Here is a 21,761-nt window from a genome sequence, read left to right as displayed (position 1 = left end):
GCGTTGAAGGTGTGGACGGCGCGCCGTGTGCTTAAAAAGTCACGCGTTAGCCGCCTTTCACGCCTTTAGCGATGCGGTCGCCGACTTCCTGGTCAATATTGCGCCAATACTCAAACGCACGCTGAAGCACCGGCTCCGTAACACCATCCGATAGATGACCAACAACGTTCGACACCAAACGGTCACGCTGGGCGTCATCCATCACTTCACGCACCAGGGTATGGGCCTGCCCCCAATCGTCGTCATCGCGGCGCAGGGTGTAGGCGGTGCGCACAAAGTCACCACTCACTTCCCAGGTGTTATCCATAGGGTAGCGCTCAGCATCGGCAGAGGGGCCGCCTTTCGAGTTGGGTGCATAAACCGGGTCGGTGACATTTTGCACCCGCATCGCGCCATCTTTAGTGTAGCTGTGCACCGGCGACTTCGGCGAATTCACCGGGATCTGCTTATAGTTCACGCCAAGCCGCGCGCGGTGGGCATCGGCGTAGGAGAACCCACGCGCCAGCAGCATTTTATCAGGGCTTAAACCGGTACCTGGTACCATATTATTGGGCTCAAATGCCGCTTGCTCGATCTCGGTGTGATAATCCGTGGGATTACGATCCAAGATGAGTTTACCCACTTCAATCATCGGGTAGTCCGCATGGGGCCACACTTTGGTCAGATCGAAGGGTTATAACGGTAGGTCTTCGCCTCTTCAAACGGCATGATCTGCACTTTCAGCGTCCAGCTGGGGTGATCGCCATTTTTAAGGGCTTGATAGAGGTCGCGGGTATGGTAGTCAGCGTCTGCGCCAGCCATTTTGTCCGCTTCTTCCTGGGTGAGGAAATCGATTCCCTGGTCGGTTTTAAAATGGTACTTGACCCAAAACCGCTCACCCTCTGCGTTGATCCACATATAAGTATGGCTGGAGTAGCCGTTCATATGACGCCAGGTTTTCGGGATACCCCGATCCCCCATCAGCCAAGCCACTTGGTGAGCCGATTCAGGCGACAGCGTCCAGAAATCCCACTGCATATCATGGTCACGAAGATTGGTATCTGCGCGGCGCTTTTGCGAGCGGATAAAGTGCTGAAACTTCATCGGGTCGCGAATAAAGAACACCGGCGTATTATTCCCCACCATGTCGAAGTTGCCTTCTGTGGTGTAGAACTTGATCGAGAACCCGCGCGGGTCACGCCATGTGTCCGGGCTACCCCGTTCGCCGGCCACGGTTGAGAAACGCATCAGTGTTTCAGTGGTCGTGCCCGGCTGGAACACGGCTGCCTTGGTGTACTTGCTGACATCATGAGTCACTTCAAAGCGCCCAAAACCGCCGCCACCTTTGGCGTGAGGCTGACGCTCGGGAATACGTTCACGGTTAAAGTTTGCCATCTGCTCAATCAAGTAGTGATCGTTGAGCAGAATCGGGCCGTTGGGTCCTATGGTAAGCGAGTGTTCGTCACTGGTGACCGGTATACCCGCATCTGTCGTGGTGTGATTAGGTTTATCGCTCGTCATCGCTTTTCCTCCATGTCACGGTAGACGTGGCGTTTGATCGCCACTCGTTCGAGTCCGATGAAAGCTTAGCTATTTGTTTTGGGTGTTATCATTTTGAGTAGCCGCTAACAAAGCCCGTCCTTAGGTATAGTCAAATGGCTACTGACTTGCCATTTATAGTAGCTAATCCTTAACTATTGAAGCGATAGCGTTGAGTTATGAACTACGATTAATAAAACGAATCAGGTGGCGGCACCAAGCTTGAGTTAAAGCTCTCAATAGCCGTTTCTGCCTCATCAATTTCATCAAAACGGGCAATATGGAATAGCGCCTCTCCTTCATTGGCCAGCGGCAAGCGACTCATGCCAATCACAATACCGTCGGCAGCGGCGCGCACTTCGCCTTCATCATTGCCAAAAGGGTCAGCGACTTTGCCCAGCACCTCGCCTTTCGCAACGCGGGCGCCTAGGCGCACCTTGGGGCGCAAAATGCCGTCGATAGGTGCCCGAGCCCAGCTTGACCCTTTGGCAAGCTCCGCAGGTGCTGGCGTGCGGCGGCGTTGTTCGCCGGTCAGCATGCCTAGTCGGCGCATGACTCGCAGCACACCGCGGACCCCTGGGGCAATCGCCCACTCGTCAAAACGCAGCGCCTCGCCGGCTTCATAGGTCAGCACTGGAATCCCGCGGTTCTGAGCGTAGTGGCGCAGGCTACCTTCACGCAGTTCCGCATTTAGCACTACGGGCGCACCGAAAGCATCGGCCATACGCTCGGTTTCGCTTCCAGGACGGAGCTGGGCACGAATTTGCGGCAGATTAGTGCGGTGGATTGCACCGGTATGTAGGTCAATAATATGGGTAGCGTGATCGACGATTTGTTCGCGAAACAGATTTGCAATACGGCCGCCAAGTGACCCCGACTCGCTGCCTGGAAAACAGCGATTTAGATCACGCCGATCAGGCAAATAGCGGGTTTGCTGCAAGAAACCAAGTACGTTTACAACCGGCACAGCGATCAAGGTACCGCGGATACTACTAATCGCTTTCGCGCGCAGTACCCGGCGGACAATCTCCACGCCGTTGATTTCATCGCCGTGAATGCCACCACATACCAACAGCACTGGTCCATCCTTACGGCCATGAACGACTTCGACAGGAATATGCAGGGGCGTATGGGTATATAAGCGCGCCACCGGCACATCAACTTGTAAGCGTTGGCCGGGCATAATGGTATGTTCGCCCAGCTGAAAAGGAGCTCGCGCCATGCTTTCTGTCCTGTTTTTTAATTCGTTTTGCTCACGACATTAGGGCCTGTTTCATTGCCTGTTTATACGCTTTCAGTCGTGAAACGACGAATTTGTTAACCCACGTTATGAGATGGCTCATTTAACCATACAGTTTTGAATGTAAATGTTCTCCCTCTTAGGTTAAAATATGACCATACTGTGTCGATAATGAGGTTGCATTTCCATGGCAAGAAAGACCAAAGCAGAAGCGGCTGCTACACGAGAAGCACTGCTTGAAGCTGCTGAAGAGGTATTTTTTGCCAAGGGCGTGGCGCGCACCTCCTTAGAGCAAATTGCTCGCCATGCAGGCCTTACTCGCGGCGCCGTTTATTGGCACTTTAAAAACAAAGGCGACCTGTTCATGGCGCTGGTTGAACAGGTGCGTATGCCCTTCCAATCGCTGATGGATGAGGTCGACAAAGCCGACGCCGAATTATCACCATTGGAGTCTATACGACTAGCCTGCCATGCGGGTTTAGTGCGCCTTGAGCAACCTTCTTATCAGCGAATACTCTCCATCCTGCTGCATCGCTGCGAGTTCTTCAGCGATATTAACCCGCTCGACATGCAGGAGCAGATCGGCAACGAGTGTTTTGAAGAGATGCTGGATGTCTTTGTGCTCGCTGAGCAGCAACAATTGTTGCGCGAAGACCTTAGCCCCGAAATTGCAACGCGCTTGATGCAGTCCATGCTGGGAGGCCTGTTCCACGACTGGCTACGTAACCCCGGAGCTTTTTCGATTCGGGAACGCGGTGGCGAGCTGATTGATACCTCTATTCGCATGATGCAGCGTTAAACATTGCACCCACTCTCGCTGCAATGCAGCAAGTATGCTTATACTGGCCCCACTGTTCTAGCCGTGTGAGTACCCTATGGATGCCTTGGAGTTTGTTCGCATACGCGAATTAGAAGTCGCCGTACGCATTTGGAACCCTACTGCCCCCCGCACTTTGATCGCCTGGCATGGCTTTGCTCGTCACGGTGGCGACTTTAGCGCGCTGGCGCGGGAACTCGGCAGTGAATGGCGGATTATCGCCCCAGACACCCCGGGCCGCGGCTTATCAAGCTGGTCGCTTTTCCCTGCTCACGACTACCTTTATAGCCATTACGTGACAGTAGCAATCGCACTGCTTGACCACTTTGAACTCGATTACATCGATTGGCTGGGCACCTCGATGGGTGGCCTGCTAGGTATGTTGATCGCCGCTGACCCACAACACAGTGGGCGTATTTCCCGGCTGATTCTTAACGATGTGGGCCCCGAGCTGAACACGCAGGGTCTTATTGGTCTCTCCAGCTATTTCGGCGTTACCCACCGCTTCTCTAACTTCAGCGAACTCCAACAAGAGCTCAATCAGCACTACGCTAGTTTCGGTATTACCGGTGAATCCGCATGGCGCGAACTAGCGCTCAACAGTGCCCGTCGGTTACCGGATGGTAGTTGGACGTATCACTTTGATCCGCGCATCGGCGAGCAGTTTGTACACGATACGCCGCGCGACATGTGGGCAGACTGGGCGAACATTCGCTGCCCGACGATGGTGATACGCGGTGAGGAGTCCACACTTTTAGACCCGGAAACACTACCGCGGATGACCGAAGCACAGCCTAAGCTTGTGACGCTTACAGTGCCTGACTGTGGTCATGCGCCCATGCTGGATAAACCAGCACAGGTAGACCCCATTCACGACTTTTTAAACCGCCCCGCACCTCGTCCTACCTCCGTTGATAAGACGCAAAACGCCACTGTCTGGCAGCGTGCAGTGCAGTGGCTGACACAGCAGTGGCGGCGTTGGAAATAACCGGGATGCCTAGCATTTAGGCTTCCCGGTGACGCCCTTCAGATAGAACGTCGTATTAGTGGGAGGTGGAGTAATGGGTTGAGTGGCGATTTTTCTGGTTTAGCCGCAGTCTATTCAAACGAACTCGCGTTTCGAGATACGCCTTCTCAGAGACGCTGCGATAGGCGCCCTCTTCAGGTAAGTACTTCACCAGCACTCGGCGCTCCCCCTGTACAGGTAGGGCATCGTGCTTGCTCAGCAGTTTGACCCTGCTATTGGGCTCATTATCAATGACTGCGAACGCCTGCCCACCAGTACCTTCGCGCTCAGTCACCACCACCGTTTGCCCCAGTAAACAGCGGCGCGTGAAGGGGCGATAACGGTGCAGCCCACGGTGCAAGGCCTGGCAGAGCATCGCCGCCAAAGGCGAAGCAACCACCAGCGTAGCCCATAGCACCAGCACCCCTACCGGTATACGTATCAAGCCAAGCGGTAGCCACCGCAATACCAGTAGTTCGATCGCCAATGTAAGCACTGCTGCAATGGTCAGAATCACCGTCAAGGCCAGCGTCGCGGGAACCCCAGCGAAGCCTAGAGAAACCAGCGTGCTGGCGAGATGGTCTTCTTTGAGGCTATCGCGTTCAAACAGCTCCAGAGGGGCTAAACGGATAATCACTAACAGCCAGTAAAGAGCCAACAACCCGAGTAGCAACGTAAAGACGATGGTCGGAAACTGCGTAGCAGCGTGCAGTAGATCGTTCATGATGGCGCCTCCCCCGGTACTTAGCCGGTGATGTATTGTTACTTCCAGCTTAGTCCAGATTAGCTTTTGGGCGCCACCTCTACCTTGATCTTAGTCAGCTAGCTTGATTATCGTGACCGCAATAAAAAGCGGGTGCCATCCGAAGATAGCACCCGCCTGTTCTTGATGGTGGTTAATCGCTAAGGACTAGGCTTTGTCATGCTCAAGTGCCGACTGTGAGCTATCATGCCTATTCCCTTTCATCTTGCGACCTAGCCAATCAGAAACGGTTGCAATCATGGCGTAGAAGCTGGGAATAAACAGGCTGCCCAAAGTGGCAACTGAGAACATACCCATGGCGACCGTGGTACCAATGTGATGACTGCTCACATCGCTGGCACCGGTCGCCAATGCGAGCGGTAAGGTACCAAAGATAAATGCCAGGGAGGTCATCACGATGGGGCGAAAGCGCAGCTCTGCTGCTGTAATCGCCGCTTCACGGATTGATTTTCCCTGCTCCTTACGCTGCAGTTCGGCGAATTCAACAATCAGGATGGCATTCTTCGCCGCAAGCCCGACCACCACCAACATGCCGATCTGCACATACACACTGGTGTCCAGCCCGCGCAACGCGATACCCCCAATACCCCCCAGGAAAGCAAAAGGCGTTGCAGTCAATACCGCTAGCGGTAAAGACCAACTCTCATACTGAGCCGCCAGGATCAGGAAGACCATCAATAGGCCGAAGACAATCGCTAGCGTCGCGGCGCTGCCCATATTGGACTCTTGGTATGCGGTCCCCGTCCAGCCCATGCCCCAGTTGCTGCCCAGCGCTTCCTCCACGACTTCGTTCATTGCTTCGATCGCCTGAGCTGAGCTATAACCAGCAGCTGGCTCACCCTGGAACATTGCACCGGCATAAACGCCGAAACGGGACACTACCGACGGACCGGTTTGGCGCTCAAGCTCGACAAATTCAGAGAGCGGAATACGTTCGCCATTTCCGCCACGCACGTAAACGCTGCTGACGTCTTCCGGCGTCTTCCGGAATTCATCTTCGTTTTGTAGATAGACCTGAAAATTACGGTTTTGATAGCTGAAGTAGTTCACAAAGCCGTTACCAAAGGTATTACCCAGAGCCGAGTTAATGTTCTCCAGCGCCACGCCGTAACTTAATGCTTTTTGCTGATCAATGTTGGCACGATAAGACGGGACATTAACGTTGAACGTTGTAAATACCCGGTTCAAGGCAGGATGCTGGTTAGCTTTCTGCATGATTTGCAGCGATGCTTCATACAGCTCACGTGCCGATGCACCATCAAAGGACTGCAAGTAGCCGGTAAACCCACCGGTGGTCGAAAGCCCCATGATAGGTGGCAAGTTAAAGGCCATCGCGGAACCACCATCAATACTTGCGCCCAACCCCATAATGCGCCCTACAAGTTCTGTGGCAGTCAAATCACGCTCAGACCAAGGGCTTAGATTGATAAACATTACCCCCCGAGCGGTATTCACGGAACTCGACAAAATGTCATAGCCCGCCACCGCGGAGGAGTATTCCACACCGGGAATATCTTCAATCGCTGCACTGAGTTTTGACATATAGCGCTGGGTGCGATCCAGCGACGCGGCGTCAGGAAGCGACACGCTGACCAGCACAACCCCCTGGTCGGTTTCCGGCACCAGCGTTGAAGGCGTATTGGCGTAGAGCCAGTAGGAACCAACCCCTGTCGCTACCGTGAGCGCTAATGCTAACACCCAAAACCGTACCAAGCCTTTTACGACCCACATATAGGCAGCGGTGATCCCCGCAAACAGTCGGTCAAACAGGCGTAGCGGTGTATTTAGGGCGCGTTTGAATTTGGACTGCCCGGCACCGGCGATTTTGTGCTTGATAAAAATCGCTGACAGAGCAGGGGTAAAGGTCAGCGCCATTAACGCCGAAATGGCCACCGAGATCGCCACGGTAATTGCAAACTGCTGGTAAATCTGCCCGGTAAAGCCGCCCAGGAAAGCCACGGGTACAAACACGGCTGCCATGATCAACGAGGTCGCAATCACCGGCCCGCCGACTTCTTTCATCGCCCGAATAGTCGCGTCGCGTACACTGATATCGTCCTCTTCACTCAGCACGCGCTCGACGTTTTCCACTACAAGAATGGCATCGTCGACCACTATCCCTATCGATAGCACCAAGGCAAATAGCGTCAGCAAGTTGATTGAAAAACCAAACATGTAGAAGCCTGCGAAGGTACCTACGACCGCAACCGGCACCACCGACATGGCAATCACGGTGAAACGCCAGTTCTGCAGGAAAATAAACAGAATGACGATAACGATCAGAAAGGCTTCAATAAAGGTGTGGAGCACCGTTTCCACGGAGGCATCAATAAACAGGGTGGTATCATAAGGGGCAACATACTCAAGCCCGGGCGGGAAGCGACCGGCCAGTTCCTCCATGGTATCCCGCACACCCTGCGCAGTTTCCAGCGCGTTAGCACCGGGCTGCTGGTTAATAATAATCGGCGTCATGGTTGAGCCGTTCAAACGCGCATCAACCCCGTAAAAAGATGCCCCAAGTTCAATACGCGCGACGTCTTCCAAGTGTAGCGAAGAGCCGTCGTTATTGGTGCGTAGGTAAATATTACGGAAGTCGTCGACATTATTAAGGCGGCCGCCAGCGGTAATCGTATAGGTGTACGCACGCGGCTCACTTTGCGGCGTCGATGCCAAATTGCCCGCAGGCACTTCAGTATTTTGTGCCCTAATCGCGCTGGCCACTTCACTGGGCGTCAGGTCGTACTGGGCCAACTTATCCGGATCCATCCAGATACGCATGGCAAACTCGCCGCCGCCCAACACCTCGGCATTACCCACACCCGGCACCTGGCGCAGTTCATCAAGCACGTTAAGGGTCGCGTAGTTCTGCATATAGATGTTGTCGTAGTCGCCATCAGGCGAGGTCAACGCGATAAACATCAAAATCGAGTCAGAGCGCAGCTCAACGGTGACACCTTGTGACTGCACGGCCTCAGGTAACTGCGAAAGCGCTCCCTGAACCCGGTTGTTGACGTTGATGGTGTTAATGTCGCCGTCGGTGCCGATGTCAAACGCCACGCTTAAGCTCATGAGGCCGTTATCGGCGCTGTTGGAGGTCATATAAAGCATGTTCTCAACGCCGTTAATGGCTTCGGCGATGGGAGCCGCCACCGTTTGCGCAACGGTTTCAGCGTCCGCCCCAGGGAACTGCGCTTGCACCGATACCGTCGGCGGCACCACGCTGGGGTACTGCTCAATCGGTAGAATACGCATGGACATCACGCCCACCAACGTCACGATAATCGCCAATACCGTGGCAAATATCGGGCGGCTGATGAAGAAGTTAGAGAAGTTCATTATTGCGCACCCTCTTCTCCTTCAGCGGGCTGGTCATCACCTGCCCCCTCTTCCATTGTCTCTGCCGCTTCAGACTGCTGTTGGGCCTCTTCTTGCTCCACATCTTCAACGATGTCCTCAGCGTTACCAGCAAACGGCTGAGGATCAATCACCATACCCGGCTCTAAACCAGCGGGGTCGCCGACCACTACACGCTCCCCCGGCTCAAGCCCCTCACGAATCAACTGCCATGGGCCAGCCACTTCGCCCAATGAAACAGTCCTTTCGCGGGCTTTGTCCTCGTCATCCAGGACAAACACTTGCGGGCCCATTAGCCCTTGGGTAACGGCAATTTCCGGGACTGCCATCACATCAAAACGCTTCAGGCCCTCGATGCGTACACGTACAAATTGGCCGGGCAGTACGGTCGCCTCAGGGTTTTCGAAGGTTGCGGATGCCTGCACGGTACTGGTGCCGCTATCGACTCGTGAGCCCAGGAAGTCCAAATGCCCTTCTAATTCGGAATCGCTGCCGCCACTCACGCCAGGAATGCTCAACCGCGCACGAATATCCGACGTATCACCGCCGTCACTCAACTGACGACGCAGCTCAAAGGCATCCCGCTGAGGCAGTTGGAAACGAACTTCCAGCGGATCCAGCGGGGTGATCGTAGCCAGCTCCGTACCCGAAGTCACCAAATTGCCCACGTTAACTTGGCTCAAACCGATCATGCCTGAGACAGGAGCCGTCACCTGGGAATAGCCTAAATCCAGGTTGGCACTGGTCAAAGCGGCTTCTGCTTGGGCGACGCTCGCCTGAGCTACTCGTTGGTCGGCCAACGCCTGATCATACTGCTGGCGACTCACTGAGTTTTGGCTTAATAACTGCTCGAAACGCTGGGCATCACGCTGGGCGCGGGCAAGCTCGGCACGAGCGCTCTGTAAATCGGCTTCACGCTGATTGACCGTGGCCTGGTAAAGATCGGGCTCGATGGTGTAAAGACGATCCCCCTCCTCCACCAACTGGCCGGGTTCAAAGTGGCGTTCCTCCAGAAACCCATTGACTCGGGCCACCAAAGTGACTTCATCATCACTGCGTAGCAGTGAGGGGTACGACTTATCCAACGGTATATCTTGACGCACCATTTCGGCCACTTCGACCTTATGAGGTGGAGCTTCTTGCTGGGCACCCTGTTGAGGCGCCTCGGCTTGTTCTTGACCGCAGGCTGAAAGTGCCAGCGCAGCTACTAGCGTCACCAGACTCGCTCGGCGTGAGTGAATCATCTTCTTCATACGTTGCATTCCCATATATCTTTTTTAAGGTGACCGATAGCACATGCGCACCTGAATCACTTCCAACCGACAAGCCATTACGTGCCAGGTTGGGGCGGTGCACCGATGTTGAGCGCGGACTCATAGCGGTCGTTGCCACCGCTTTCGGGCAAGGTGAAATTCACCTCATCGCCGGTTAACCACGCATTGACTTCTTCAATGGCGTCTACATCCAGGCGCCCGGCCTGCTGACGCAGTGAGAGCAGGTTAACGACATAGTCGTAGCGAGCCTCGGCGTAGTTGGCGATGGCGTTATACAAATTCTGCTCAGCGTTCAAACGTCCACGATGTTACGGGTGCCGACTTCGTAACCGGCGCGCGTCGCTTCCAGCGCACTTTGGTTGGATACAATGGCCTGCTCGCGGGCCTCGACAGTTTCCACATCGTTGCTGACTTGAGTGTACAGAGAGCGAACCTGTTGAATTGACGAACGACGCTGGGACTCGAAATCATACTGGCTGCTTTCAAGTTGATAAGTCCCCTGGCGGATGCTGGCGCTGGTACTGCCGCCGGTGTAGACGGGTAAATTAGCGCGTATGCCTACTTGGCTAGAGGAGTCATTTCCAGTGGTGTTATCAATATCACTGTCGCCATACTGATAGTTGCCAAAGGCTGAAAGGGTGGGCAAACGACCCGCACGGGCAATTTCCACACCGCTGCGTGATACCTCAATCCCCGCCTGTTGCGCCAATACCTGAGGATTGCGCTCAATGGCTTGCTCTACCCAGTAGTCGCGGTTGCTGGGTTCCGGGAGGGCGATTGGCATACTGTCGCCCAACGCTTCAATACTGGCGTAGCGCTGGCCGGTCAGCTGCTCTAGTGCCTCAAATGCCACCTGCAGATTACTCTCTGCGGCAATGCGATCAGCACGGGACTGGTCAAAGGTAGCCCGGGCCTCTTCGACTTCGGTAATCGCAATCAAACCGACCTCAAACTGTTCGCCTGCCTGTTCAAGCTGACGGCCAATGGCTCGCTCTTGGGCAAAACGCGCTTCGAGGACTTCATAAGCCCGCAAAATATCAAAATAGGCGCTGGCCACGTCAATTAATAGCTGCTGTTCGGTAGCTGCCAGCAGGTATACCTGCTGGTCAATCTGCCGCTCGGCCTGAGTGACTTGGCGGCGCGTGACCTCATCATAAAGCGCTTGGGTGGCTTCGAGGGTGAGCGCTACGGTGTTGTAACGGTCATCACCAGCGCTCACATTACCCGTTCCAGCCCCTGTTCCCGCTCGGGATGAACCCTGACTTTCATATTGCTCGTTATGCGCCACGGTGCCCGAGGCGTTAATTTGGGGGAGTAACCCACCGCGGGCAACGTCTCTGCCTGCTTCAACACCCAAATACTCCGAGCGCGCCGAAGCAAGCTCAGCGTTATTATCCAACGCATCACGGGTAATCGTGATGAGGTCGGCGGCTTGAGCAGGCAATACAAAAGAAGCAGTAAATACCGCTAACAGTAGGGGTCGTAAAGGGGCATTGACTGCCCAGTGTGCCAGTCGCATGGGATTGCCTCTAGGTATCAGCGTCAGATGGTAAACGCGCTTAGTCTCTCAACCTGCTTGTCCTGCAGAAAATTAAGCCACTCGCACGTTAAGCCATTCAGAAAGATGAGCATTATAGTTACATTCATGTATGTATGCTAGCCTTGAACAATCTATAAATATGTGTGCAGCCTGTTGTCAAGTCGCATCCAACTTACCTTAGTCCAAAGCATGGTGGTTTGGCGATTAATGCGGCGCTCTTTTACGAAATTCCCGCGCATCGATACCCCATTTAGTTAGCCGCGAGGCCAGCGTAGTGGGTTTAATACCAAGCAGTTCTGCCGCGCCCCGGTCCCAGAAATTTTACCTCTCGCCTGTTCCAGAGCGGCAATCGTGCTCGCCCGCCGACGTTGGCTCAGCGCCTGCTCAGTCAGCAGCGTTGCTTTACTTTGCTCTCCGCCGGTGTGGCGCAACGTCGGCATTGGTTGAGCACGCCCCATCGAGCGCGACGGCTCTCCCGATAGCAGGTCATCAAACATTAAGCGTCGATCCTGGGTCACGATGACTTGGCGCTCGATGATGTTTTCCAGTTCACGAATGTTGCCTGGCCATGGGTAGCGCTGCAGAATCTCCAACTGGGCGGGGGGAATGCGCACTCCCGGCTTATTAAATTTCAGGCAGGCACGCTGTAAAAAGTGCCGCGCCAGTAGCGGCACATCCTCAATCCGCTTGCGCAGCGGTACCGAATCAATAGGAAACACATTGAGTCGAAAATAGAGATCTTCACGAAAGTGGCCCGCATCGATCATGTCGCGCAGTTCGCGATTGGTGGCGGCAATCACCCGCACATCCACTTCGCGGGTACGGTTATCGCCTACGCGCTCAAACTGCTGATCCTGTAGCACCCGCAACAGCTTACTCTGCAGCTCCAGGGGGATTTCACCGACTTCATCCAAAAATAACGTGCCGCCGTGGGCAAGCTCAAAACGCCCTGGGCGATCCTGCACCGCGCCGGTAAAGGCCCCTTTTACATGGCCAAAAAACTCGCTCTCAAACAGATCGCGGGGAATAGCCGCACAGTTCACGCGGATCAGCGGTCGATCACTGCGTGTACTCCCCGCATGGATGGCGCGGGCAATCAGCTCTTTACCGGTGCCCGACTCGCCGCTAATCAACACGTTGGCGCTGGTGGGCGCAACCAGCTCAATCTGCTGAATCAGCTTGGCCACTGCCGGACTATTGCCGACAATATCGCGATGGTTTAGCTCCGCTTTTATCTCTTCCTGGAGGTACTCATTTTCCAGTTCGAGGCGCTGCTTGAGTGACTCCACCTCAGCAAGGGCATCACGCAACTGCTGCTCAGCGCGCTTGCGCTCACGAATATCACGAAACAGCACCACCGCGCCGACCAAACGCCCCATTTCAAAAATCGGTGTACTCGTGTACTCAACGGGAATTGCCTCACCATTTTTGTGCCAGAAACCTCGTTATCGACATGATGCACCTGACCATCGCTAAACGAGGCGTGAATAGGGCACTGCTGCACCGGGAAGTGACTGCCATCGGCGTGGGTGTGGTGGAACATCAGGTGAGCGTCGTGGCCCACCATATCCTCGGTACTCCAACCCAGAATTCGTTCGGCGGCAGGATTAACGAAGGTTGTTTTGCCTTCGGCATCCAGCCCGTAAATCCCCTCGCCCGCTGCGCCAAGAATCAGTTGGTTCTGCTTTTCAATCCGCTCGAATACCTGCTCGACCCGCTGCCAACCCACCTCACCCTGGCGGTGCTGGCGGCCTAATTCCGCTTTTGCTCGCCGCTGCTCAGCTTTATTGCGGTCTATCAGCGTCAGTAACAGCTGTGAAGAGTCGTCGATACGCCGAGCATAAACCTCAACTCGATACGGCTGGCGCAGCATATCTAACATCACTAGGTCATCCGACCAGGCCGCTTTGTGTGTTAGCGCTTCATCGGTGAAGCTCACCCATAGTGGCAGCGAAGCACCCAAGCGATGGCTAAACGGTGCCTCCAAAGGCATTGCTTCATCAATATTGAGCAGCGCGCAAGCGGCATAATTCGCAGCGAGCAGTTGGTCGGCAAACGGATCGACCAAAATCATCGCCAGAGGCGAAAAGCCACCCATCAACGCAAAAGCGTGATGACGTTCAGGCTCATCCATTAGTGTCGGTCTCAAATGAGTTGTCCCATCACCATTCAATTACCGCGCCAGTTACGACATTTCGTCACTAAAACAACGAAATATCGTAGTTTACGATATTTCGTAACACCTTAAACGCTCCAAAAACATCCTCTAAAAAATAAATTAATCCATTCAAAACAAAATATTAGAAATCATATGCGCGAGTTGGCACACAAATAGCACTGGATGGGTGGATAGTGCGATAGCGCCACACGCTTAATCTCTTTTGCACCAGGACGGCGCAGCCATCGGTTTTATTGCTCCTATCAGGAAACACTAAAACTCTTGGGTTAGGCGTTAATTAACCGAAATGACACAGGAGACATATTTATGTCTTATCTAATGCCCAGTGAATTTGTCACCAAGTTGGTGGATCAGGGTGAGTCAAAAGTCTATATGGGCACCCGGGATACGCTTATCCGCGCCTTTATGGCAGGAGCGACTCTGGCGTTGGCGGTTATTTTTGCCATCACCATCGCGACGCAAACAGGCCACTTTTTGATTGGGGCACTACTCTTCCCCGTGGGCTTTGTGATGCTCTACCTGATGGGCTATGACCTGCTCACCGGGGTTTTTATGCTGGTGCCAATTGCATGGCTCGACAAAAGACCCGGAGTGACACTGCCGCGCATGCTGAAGCTGCTGGGCTCTGGTAGGGCTTGGCAACCTTGGGGGCGCCCTATTTATCGCCACCTTCGGCTACCTGAATTTCACCATGGGCGGCACAGAGGAGATCAACGCTGTCGGCCAAACGATGATGGCCGTTGGTGAAAGCCGCACGGTGGGTTATCAGGAGGCGGGGCTTGCCGGTTGGATTGTGCTTTTTCTGAGAGGCATGTTCTGCAACTGGATGGTATCCATGGGCGTGGTAGGTGCCGCCATCTCCACAACGGTTTCCGGCAAAATCATGGCCATGTGGATGCCGATTATTGTCTTCTTCTACCTTGGTTTTGAGCACTCAGTGGTCAACATGTTTCTGTTCCCAATTGGCCTCATGCTGGGCGCTGACTTCACGCTGTATCAATACATTATGTGGAACGAAATCCCCACGGTACTGGGTAACCTGGTAGGCGGCCTAACCCTGGTTGGCTTGGTTCTCTATACCACCCACGTCCGTACTCAGCCCAAAAAGGTGCTGTCTTGATCACAGCCTAATAGGCCAAAGCCCCCTTTATAGGAGAAACCCTAATGGATAAACTCGAAATGCGTCACACCCTGCTCGCCGCCAAAGCGCGTAAAAAAATGAGCTGGGAAGATATTGGCAAAGCGGTCGGCATGTCGCCGGTATGGGTGGCTTCCGCCTGTTACGGCATGAACAGCGCCAGCCAAGAGGTTGCCGCTAAGCTGTGTGACACCCTTGGCGTGGAGAGCGATGCGGCAGAAGCCTTAGTGGCCTTTCCCACTAAAGCCTGGGATGAAGCGATCCCCCAGGATCCATTTATCTACCGCCTCTATGAAGTCGTTGGTGTGTACGGTGAGACCCTAAAAGACGTGGTGCAGGAGAAATTTGGCGACGGCATTATGAGCGCCATCGATTTCACCATGGAGGTCGACAAAATCGAAGATCCCAAAGGCGACCGGGTACTATTAACCTTGAATGGTAAGTTTTTGCCCTATAAATCTTGGTAAAACCTAAATCCTGGTAACACATAGGTCCTGGTAAAAACATAAGCCCTGGTAAGTCAGGCGAAGGACTCAAGCCTCGCCACGCAGCGTTCAACCGCAGAACGATAGCCGGCACCGAACAGCACCAGGTGATTCAACAGTGGGTAAAGCTGAAACAGAGCTTCACGCCTCGGCCAGCTGGTCGGGGCGTCGCCGTTCCAGTAGGCGTCAAAAAATGCCTCTCCCGGCGAGCCAAATAGCGTCAGCATCGCCACGTCCACTGCCGGGTAGTGGCGATACACTGCCGGATCGATGATCGCCGGCCCTTTTGTAGTGAAGAGTACATTCCCTGACCACAAATCACCGTGCAGCAAGCTGGGCGGCGCATCGGGCAGCCAGCGCTCCAAATCGTGGGCCAAGCGTTCGATACGGCCACGCAGCTCGCTGTCCAATAGCCCACGCTGGTGGCACGCCTCACACAGAGGGAGCAAGCGGCGCTCGCGCTGGAAAGCTCGACCGTCGCTGAGCGGGGCATTCGGCTGGGGTGTGCGCCCACAAGCGTTATCCTGATGCCAGCCGTGGGCATCGCCAATCACGCTGTGCAAACCGCGCAGCCCTTCACCAAGCGCTGCTTCGCTCTTCTGCCCAGCGGGCACGGTGTCCAATGACTCCATGATCAGCCAGCCTTCTGCCAAACCTAACACCTCTGGCACTACCAGCGATGAACAGGCGCCACGCAACGCACGCAGCCCTTCGGCTTCGCCACGCAGCCGCGCCGTATCGTCGTGTTTAATCACCACCTGCCCCTGACGGTCTCCAGGCGGTATACAGCAGCAATGTCACCCCCACTGAGCGACTGCAAATCGCCAGCGGGGGTTAATTCGATAGATTCCAACAGTTGGCTCAGGGTGGCATCCATAAGGCTTTCTCCCTGTACCCGAATGTATAACGGCGTCGGGGTTAGGGGCCCCTAACCCCGACGCGCTTAAGCTATGGGCTAGCTTATATTTCAGCCTAACCGCTTATCGATCAGGCTCTCTAACTCAAGCTGGTCGTCGTGGAAGCGGCGGATGCCATCGGCCAGCTTGTCGTTGGCCATGGCATCTTGATTGTGGCCCCAGCGGAAAGCGGCTTCGTTCAATGGCTCGGTAGGCTTGCCACTGCCCTCACTCGCTTGGATTTGCGCAGCAACGCTGCCTTCGGTGGCATCCAGCTCTTCCAGTAATGCAGGCGAAATGGTCAGCCGTGGGCAGCCTGCCAATGCAAGTACCTGCCCGGTATTACGGAAGCTTGCGCCCATTACCACGGTGTCGTAGCCGCCCTGGTTGGCACGCTGGCAAACGCCTTGAACAAACTTAACGCCCGGGTCGTTTTCCGACGTGTAGTCGTTGCCGGTCTCTTTTTTGTACCAATCGGTCACGCGGCCTACGAAGGGTGAAATCAGAAACACCCGGCATCGAAACAGGCCTGGGCCTGGGCATCGCTGAACAGCAGCGTCAGGTTGCACTGAATACCTTCGCGTTCGAGCACCTCGGCGGCGCGAATGCCTTCCCAGGTAGACGCCAGCTTGATCAGCACGCGGTCACGTGACACGCCACGGGCATCGTACAGCTCGATTAACTCGTGGGCCTTGGCAATGCTGGCCTGGGTATCAAACGACAAACGGGCCGCCACTTCGGTGGAAACACGCCCCGGTACAACGGCGGAAATTTCACTGCCCATGGCCACCGCCAAGCGGTCAACGGCATGCTTGACCTGCTCTTCACGGCTGCCAACCGAGGCTTTTACATTGCTCAGCTCTTCGTCGATCAGCGCTTGATAACCGGGCAGACTAAACGCCTTGAGCAGCAGTGACGGGTTAGTGGTGGCATCCTGCGGCTGATAGCGGCGAATAGCCTCAAGATCACCGGTGTCGGCGACGACAAGCGAATGTTGCTTTAACTGTTGCAGCTGGCTGGTCATAAAATCTCCTTGGTATGCGTTTAAGCGCCGCCATGGCGTTGTTCAAGTGCTGCGCAGTAGCGCATATAAATCGGTTGGTACGCGGCCACTCGCTCAGGATGGGGGTCAGCAAGTGACTGCGCATCCAAGTGGACTAATCTTTCACACAACGTTTCCAGGGTTACGCCCTCTGAACGCTGGTCGCACCAGGCCGCCTGTATTGCGGCGCCAAGCGCGGCCGCATCGGTAATCTCAGGACAAATCACCTGGGTACCGGTAATGTCCGCGACCATCTGGCGCCAAACGGGGCTGTTAGCGCCGCCACCGATCAAACGAATCTGGCTGGCTCCGGCGGTTAAATCGCCCAACAATTCCAGCCCATAGCGTAGCCCGAAAGTGGCCCCCTCCACCACGGCCCGGCACAAATTAGCCTGGGTGGTATTCAGACTGGTCAGGCCAAGAAAGTCCGCGGAGGCGTCGGGCAACATCGGCACTCGCTCACCGTTGAAAAACGGCAATACGGTAACGCCCTCGGCGCCTATCGGCGCGCTGGCTACTTTTTCGCCAAAGGCTGCCAGATCCAAGCCAAACAGTTCGCGCACCCGCGTGGTGGCCGAAGTAACATTCATCGTGCAGATCAGCGGCAGCCAGCCACCGGTGCTGGAACAGAAGTTGGCGACCATGGCGTTATCGCATTCAACAGGGTTAGCCGAGTAAGCGCAAACGGTGCCGGAGGTGCCCAAACTCAGCGTGATCAGCCCTGGAGTAATATTGCCGGTGCCAATGGCGCCCAACATATTGTCACCGCCGCCGGAGGAGACGACAACCTGGTCGCCAAGCCCAAGCTCGCGGGCCACGGCCGGGCGTACAAAGCCTACCGGTTCATGGGCTTCCAGCACCCGGGGCAATACCCGCGCCGGGTCTAATTCTGGGGCCATCTCGGCAAAAACATCCAGCTGCCAGCAACGCTTACGAGTATCGAAGTAGCCAGTACCGGAGGCGTCGCCCGCCTCAGTGACCCGTTCGCCGGTGAGCCAGAAATTAAGGTAGTCGTGGGGCAGCAGCAGGCTCTCGATGCGCCGATACGCATCCGGATGATGCTCGCGCAGCCAAACGATTTTAGACGCGGTATAGCCGGTTTGTAGCACCAGCCCCAGCTTCTCCAAACAGCCCGGCTCGCCGCCCAGGCGGGTAACTAAATCGGCATTCTGGGCGCTGGTCTCAGTATCGCACCACAGCTTGGCGGGATAGACCGGCACGCCTTCGCCATCGAGCGCGACCATGCCGTGCTGTTGGCCTGAGACACCAATGCCGCGCACTTGGCTAGCCGATACAGCGGCTTTATCCAACGCGGCAAAAAACGCCGCTTTCAATGCGGCTAACCACTCCGCAGGCGCCTGCTCCCGGCGGCCATTTTCGCCCTCTTCCAAGCGGTGAGGACGGCTTGCTTCAGCGAGAATCTTGCCTCGCTCAACGTCTACCACCACTACTTTGGTACTTTGGGTACCGCAATCCACCCCGATATACATCACACTGTTCCTTTGGACGACGCCAGACCCTCTAGCGTAGCGCGTGCGCCACGTTCGTGCAGTGAACTAAGGGCCGCTAAATAGGCTTCAACAAAGCGAGTGCTGTCGATTAAGTCACCAAACAGCTCGCGGTTTTCGATAAAGGCCGTTGGCCGTTGGCGGTTCTCGGCAGCAATCGCCATTAACGGCGCTTTCAAGCGATCGACGATCTCAATGGACTGGCCCTGCTCGTCGACCCCTTCAGCGTAGCGCGCCCAGCTGGCCACCACGGCGGCGCTGCGCTCTATTTCACCACCCTGGGCCAACTGTTGGCGAATCACCGGCACTAACCATTTAGGAATGCGGTCAGAGCTCTCGGCGCAAAGCCGTGCCAGGGTATCTTTGATTTGCGGGTTGGCGAAGCGCTCAATCAACGTTAATCGGTAGGTTTCCAAATCAACCCCCGGTACCGGCTCCAAGGTCGGCGTGCCCTCTGCGCGCATATAGCCCAGTAAAAAATCAACGAATAGCGGATCTTGGCACACCTCATGGGCGTAGCGGTATCCGGCTAAATAGCCAAAATAGGTCAATGCCTGGTGACTGGCGTTGAGCAGGCGCAGCTTCATCAGTTCGTAGGGTTCGACATCCTCCACGACTTGGACACCCACTTTATCAAACGCCGGACGCCCAAGGGGGAAGTGATCTTCCAACACCCACTGGGTGAAGGGTTCGCAGACTACCGGCCAGGCGTCCTCTACGCCAAAGCGCTGACTCAGTTCATCAATATCCGTGGGCGACGTCACCGGAGTAATGCGATCCACCATGGCGTTGGGAAACGCCACCTCACGGGCAAGCCAGGCGCCTAACTCGGCGTCCCGCGCCAGGGCATAGGCGCCAAACATGCGCTTGGCCACGTCGCCGTTGCCTTGAATATTATCGCAAGACATCACGGTAAATGGCGGGATACCTCGCGCACGGCGGCGGGCGAGCGCTTCCACCACCAGCCCGAAGCTGGTGGTGGGCTGGGTGGGGTTAGCAAGATCGGCGCGTACCTGGGGGTTATCGAGGTCGAATTCGCCGCTCACCGGGTGAAAATTGTAACCGCCTTCGGTCACCGTCAATGACACAATGCGAATCGCCGGATCGGCCATCTGCTCGATAACTGTCTCGGTGTCTTCCGGTGCAAACAGGTAATTCACCATACTACCAATGACCCGTGGCTCATACTGGCCATCGGGGTGTTTGACCACCAGGGTATAGAGATAGTCCTGCGCTGCCAGCGCCTGCTGCATGCGTTTGTCGCCAGGCATCACACCCACGCCAACAATCCCCAATCCAGCGCCTCGCCCTGGTTCATCAATGCATCCAGATACATCGCTTGGTGGGCGCGGTGAAAGCCGCCGACGCCGATATGTACGATGCCGGGGGTGAGCGTCTTGCGGTCATATTGAGGTTTGGCAACGTAATTAGATTTGGCAACATCGTCGGTTAGCTTGCCCAGGTTGTGATTGTTAAGTCGGGTCATGGGACTCTCCAGCCAAGGCCTTCTTGGCGCGATGGGGTGAATAAAGGCAGGTAACAAGTGACGCTATCAATGGGTTAACACAAAGGGGCTAACACAAAGTACTAGCGCCAGCGCTGGTCAGGCGTTAAACAGCAACTCTTCACTAATTGAGCGTTAAGCATGTCTTTGTGGTGGGTGCGCTCCAGCGCACCGGTGCGATCCTGGCCCATCTCAAGCCAGCGATTGATCAGCCGATCGACCAACACGACGTCATCGACGTCTAGAAATAGCGTCCAATCAAACAGCGGGCGCAGTTCGCGCCAGGGGGAGCGGTCAAGCAGCAGGTAGTTGCCCTCGACAATGACGATGCGCTGCTCAAGGGTGATTAGTCGTCCACCGGCACGGGCTAGATCCAGCGGGCGGTCAAAAACCGGCACCGCTACCGGATGAACCCCTTGGCGGATGCGTTCGAGGTCACAGCGCAAACCCTCTACATCGAAGGTATGGGGCGCGCCTTTTACCGGCACCTGTTGCTCGCCCAACACAGCGTTATCGAAGTGATAGCCATCCATGGGCACTAGCCCAGCCTGGCCTGGTAGGTGCTGATTAATCGCATCACAGAGCTGGGCGCTGCGATAGGATTTCCCCGCCCCCGGCGGCCCTGCCAGCGCTACTAGATAGCGTGAGGCGCCTTCGGCGGCGCGAATAATCTGATGGGCTAACGTATCAAGATCAGGGGTCATGGCCATCTCAGCTCATCCAGTTGCCGCCATCGACATTGAGCGTCTGGGCGACCACGTAATCACTGTCTTGGCTGGCCAAAAACACCGCCGCGCCAGTGTGATCTTCCGGCAGGCCCATGCGCCCGAAGGGAACCGCTTCGCCTACCAAGCGTTTTTTCTCGCCGAGCGGACGGTTCTCGTAACGGGCAAACATTGCGTCGACTTCTTCCCACATCGGCGTATCCACAACCCGGGGGCAATGCCGTTAACGTTGATACCGTGTTTGATCAGATCCAGCCCACTGGATTGGGTAAGGCTGATGACAGCCGCTTTGCTGGCGCAGTAAACGCTTACCAGGGCTTCACCGCGGCGACCTGCCTGGGAGGCCATATTGATAATTTTGCCCCCCTGACCACGGGCCACCATCGAACGGGCAACCGCCTGCAGGGTAAAAAACATACCTTTGGTATTGACCGCAAACTGCTTATCAAAGCTTTCCTCGGTCACCTCAAGTACCGGCGCCATATCAAAGATGGCAGCGTTATTGACCAAAATATCGATACCACTGAAGCGCTCTATTACCGTTTTGACCATGGCGTCAATCGATGTCTGATCGCAGACGTTCAGCTCGACCCCCATCACTTTTTCGGCAGGCGCCTGCTGCTCCAGCGTAGCTAAAGCATCATCGACAGCGGTTCGATCAATATCTGCCACTACCACGCTGGCGCCTTCGCTTAAATAACGCTGAGCAATAGCCAAGCCGATACCCCGCGCGCCGCCGGTAATCACCGCGATTTTATTGGTTAGTTTCATC

10 protein-coding genes and 8 pseudogenes are annotated in these 21,761 nt (G+C 55.5%); 4 read left to right on the top strand and 14 right to left on the bottom strand.

The genetic code is table 11. From position 1 onward, the window contains the following. Positions 1-46: 46 nt before the first annotated feature. Together FDY98_RS06380 and FDY98_RS06375 are read right to left on the bottom strand one after the other, a co-directional pair. Positions 47-1,500, bottom strand: a pseudogene (locus tag FDY98_RS06380) (catalase). A 208-nt stretch (positions 1,501-1,708) separates the two neighbouring features. Continuing rightward, the gene (locus FDY98_RS06375; RefSeq protein WP_009287287.1) at positions 1,709-2,740 is read right to left on the bottom strand and encodes a succinylglutamate desuccinylase/aspartoacylase family protein; all 1,032 of its coding nucleotides are present in this window, start codon (positions 2,738-2,740) and stop codon (positions 1,709-1,711) included. A gap of 205 nt (positions 2,741-2,945) precedes the next feature. Here FDY98_RS06375 and FDY98_RS06370 point away from each other — a divergent pair, with 205 nt between their 5' ends. Together FDY98_RS06370 and FDY98_RS06365 are read left to right on the top strand one after the other, a co-directional pair. Then, positions 2,946-3,557: a TetR family transcriptional regulator gene (locus tag FDY98_RS06370; protein ID WP_027959765.1), complete on the top strand. Its 612-nt coding sequence runs from the start codon at positions 2,946-2,948 to the stop codon at positions 3,555-3,557. A gap of 76 nt (positions 3,558-3,633) precedes the next feature. After that, complete coding sequence (locus FDY98_RS06365; RefSeq protein WP_027959766.1) at positions 3,634-4,563, top strand: alpha/beta fold hydrolase; 930 nt, start codon at positions 3,634-3,636, stop codon at positions 4,561-4,563. A gap of 55 nt (positions 4,564-4,618) precedes the next feature. Here FDY98_RS06365 and FDY98_RS06360 read toward each other — a convergent pair whose 3' ends face one another. The 6 genes and pseudogenes from FDY98_RS06360 to FDY98_RS27240 all read right to left on the bottom strand — a co-directional run. Beyond that, complete coding sequence (locus FDY98_RS06360; protein ID WP_027959767.1) at positions 4,619-5,305, bottom strand: hypothetical protein; 687 nt, start codon at positions 5,303-5,305, stop codon at positions 4,619-4,621. 186 nt (positions 5,306-5,491) lie between these two features. Further along, positions 5,492-8,680, bottom strand: a complete 3,189-nt coding sequence (locus tag FDY98_RS06355) for an efflux RND transporter permease subunit (protein ID WP_027959768.1) — start codon at positions 8,678-8,680, stop codon at positions 5,492-5,494. Next, the gene (locus FDY98_RS06350) at positions 8,680-9,951 is read right to left on the bottom strand and encodes an efflux RND transporter periplasmic adaptor subunit (RefSeq protein WP_027959769.1); all 1,272 of its coding nucleotides are present in this window, start codon (positions 9,949-9,951) and stop codon (positions 8,680-8,682) included. Before FDY98_RS06350 ends, FDY98_RS06355 begins: the two co-directional genes overlap by 1 nt. Positions 9,952-10,028: 77 nt before the next feature. After that, positions 10,029-11,491 (bottom strand): annotated as a pseudogene (locus FDY98_RS06345) (TolC family outer membrane protein). 275 nt (positions 11,492-11,766) lie between these two features. Then, the gene (locus FDY98_RS27245; RefSeq protein ID WP_340146792.1) at positions 11,767-12,891 is read right to left on the bottom strand and encodes a sigma-54 interaction domain-containing protein; all 1,125 of its coding nucleotides are present in this window, start codon (positions 12,889-12,891) and stop codon (positions 11,767-11,769) included. Positions 12,892-13,094: 203 nt separating this feature from the next. Continuing rightward, positions 13,095-13,385, bottom strand: a pseudogene (locus tag FDY98_RS27240) (Fis family transcriptional regulator); the annotation flags it as partial. Between the two features lie 612 nt (positions 13,386-13,997). Between FDY98_RS27240 and FDY98_RS06335 the strand changes: the two are divergent. Together FDY98_RS06335 and cynS are read left to right on the top strand one after the other, a co-directional pair. Beyond that, a pseudogene (locus FDY98_RS06335) lies at positions 13,998-14,811 on the top strand (formate/nitrite transporter family protein). A 44-nt stretch (positions 14,812-14,855) separates the two neighbouring features. After that, positions 14,856-15,296, top strand: a complete 441-nt coding sequence (gene cynS, locus FDY98_RS06330; RefSeq protein WP_027959771.1) for a cyanase — start codon at positions 14,856-14,858, stop codon at positions 15,294-15,296. Between the two features lie 53 nt (positions 15,297-15,349). On the opposite strand, the pseudogene FDY98_RS06325 reads toward cynS, so the two are convergent. The 6 genes and pseudogenes from FDY98_RS06325 to FDY98_RS06300 all read right to left on the bottom strand — a co-directional run bounded on the left by FDY98_RS06325 (position 15,350) and on the right by FDY98_RS06300 (position 21,760). Beyond that, positions 15,350-16,191: pseudogene (locus FDY98_RS06325) on the bottom strand (fructosamine kinase family protein). Between the two features lie 90 nt (positions 16,192-16,281). Further along, positions 16,282-17,234, bottom strand: a pseudogene (gene tal / locus FDY98_RS06320) (transaldolase). Between the two features lie 20 nt (positions 17,235-17,254). Further along, positions 17,255-18,742 carry a xylulokinase gene (xylB, locus tag FDY98_RS06315; protein WP_027959772.1) on the bottom strand — a complete coding sequence of 496 codons (1,488 nt, stop codon included), beginning with the start codon at positions 18,740-18,742 and terminating at the stop codon, positions 17,255-17,257. Continuing rightward, a pseudogene (locus FDY98_RS06310) lies at positions 18,742-20,246 on the bottom strand (mannitol dehydrogenase family protein). Before FDY98_RS06310 ends, xylB begins: the two are co-directional and overlap by 1 nt. Positions 20,247-20,347: 101 nt before the next feature. After that, on the bottom strand, positions 20,348-20,968 hold the full coding sequence (locus FDY98_RS06305) for a nucleoside triphosphate hydrolase (RefSeq protein ID WP_035538672.1): 621 nt from the start codon (positions 20,966-20,968) through the stop codon (positions 20,348-20,350). A 7-nt stretch (positions 20,969-20,975) separates the two neighbouring features. Beyond that, positions 20,976-21,760, bottom strand: a pseudogene (locus FDY98_RS06300) (L-iditol 2-dehydrogenase). Between the last annotated feature and the right edge of the window lies 1 nt (position 21,761).

This window comes from Halomonas sp. PA16-9 (genome assembly GCF_009728585.1).
GTDB lineage: Bacteria > Pseudomonadota > Gammaproteobacteria > Pseudomonadales > Halomonadaceae > Vreelandella > Vreelandella titanicae.
This window is presented reverse-complemented; position numbering and strand designations above follow the sequence as displayed.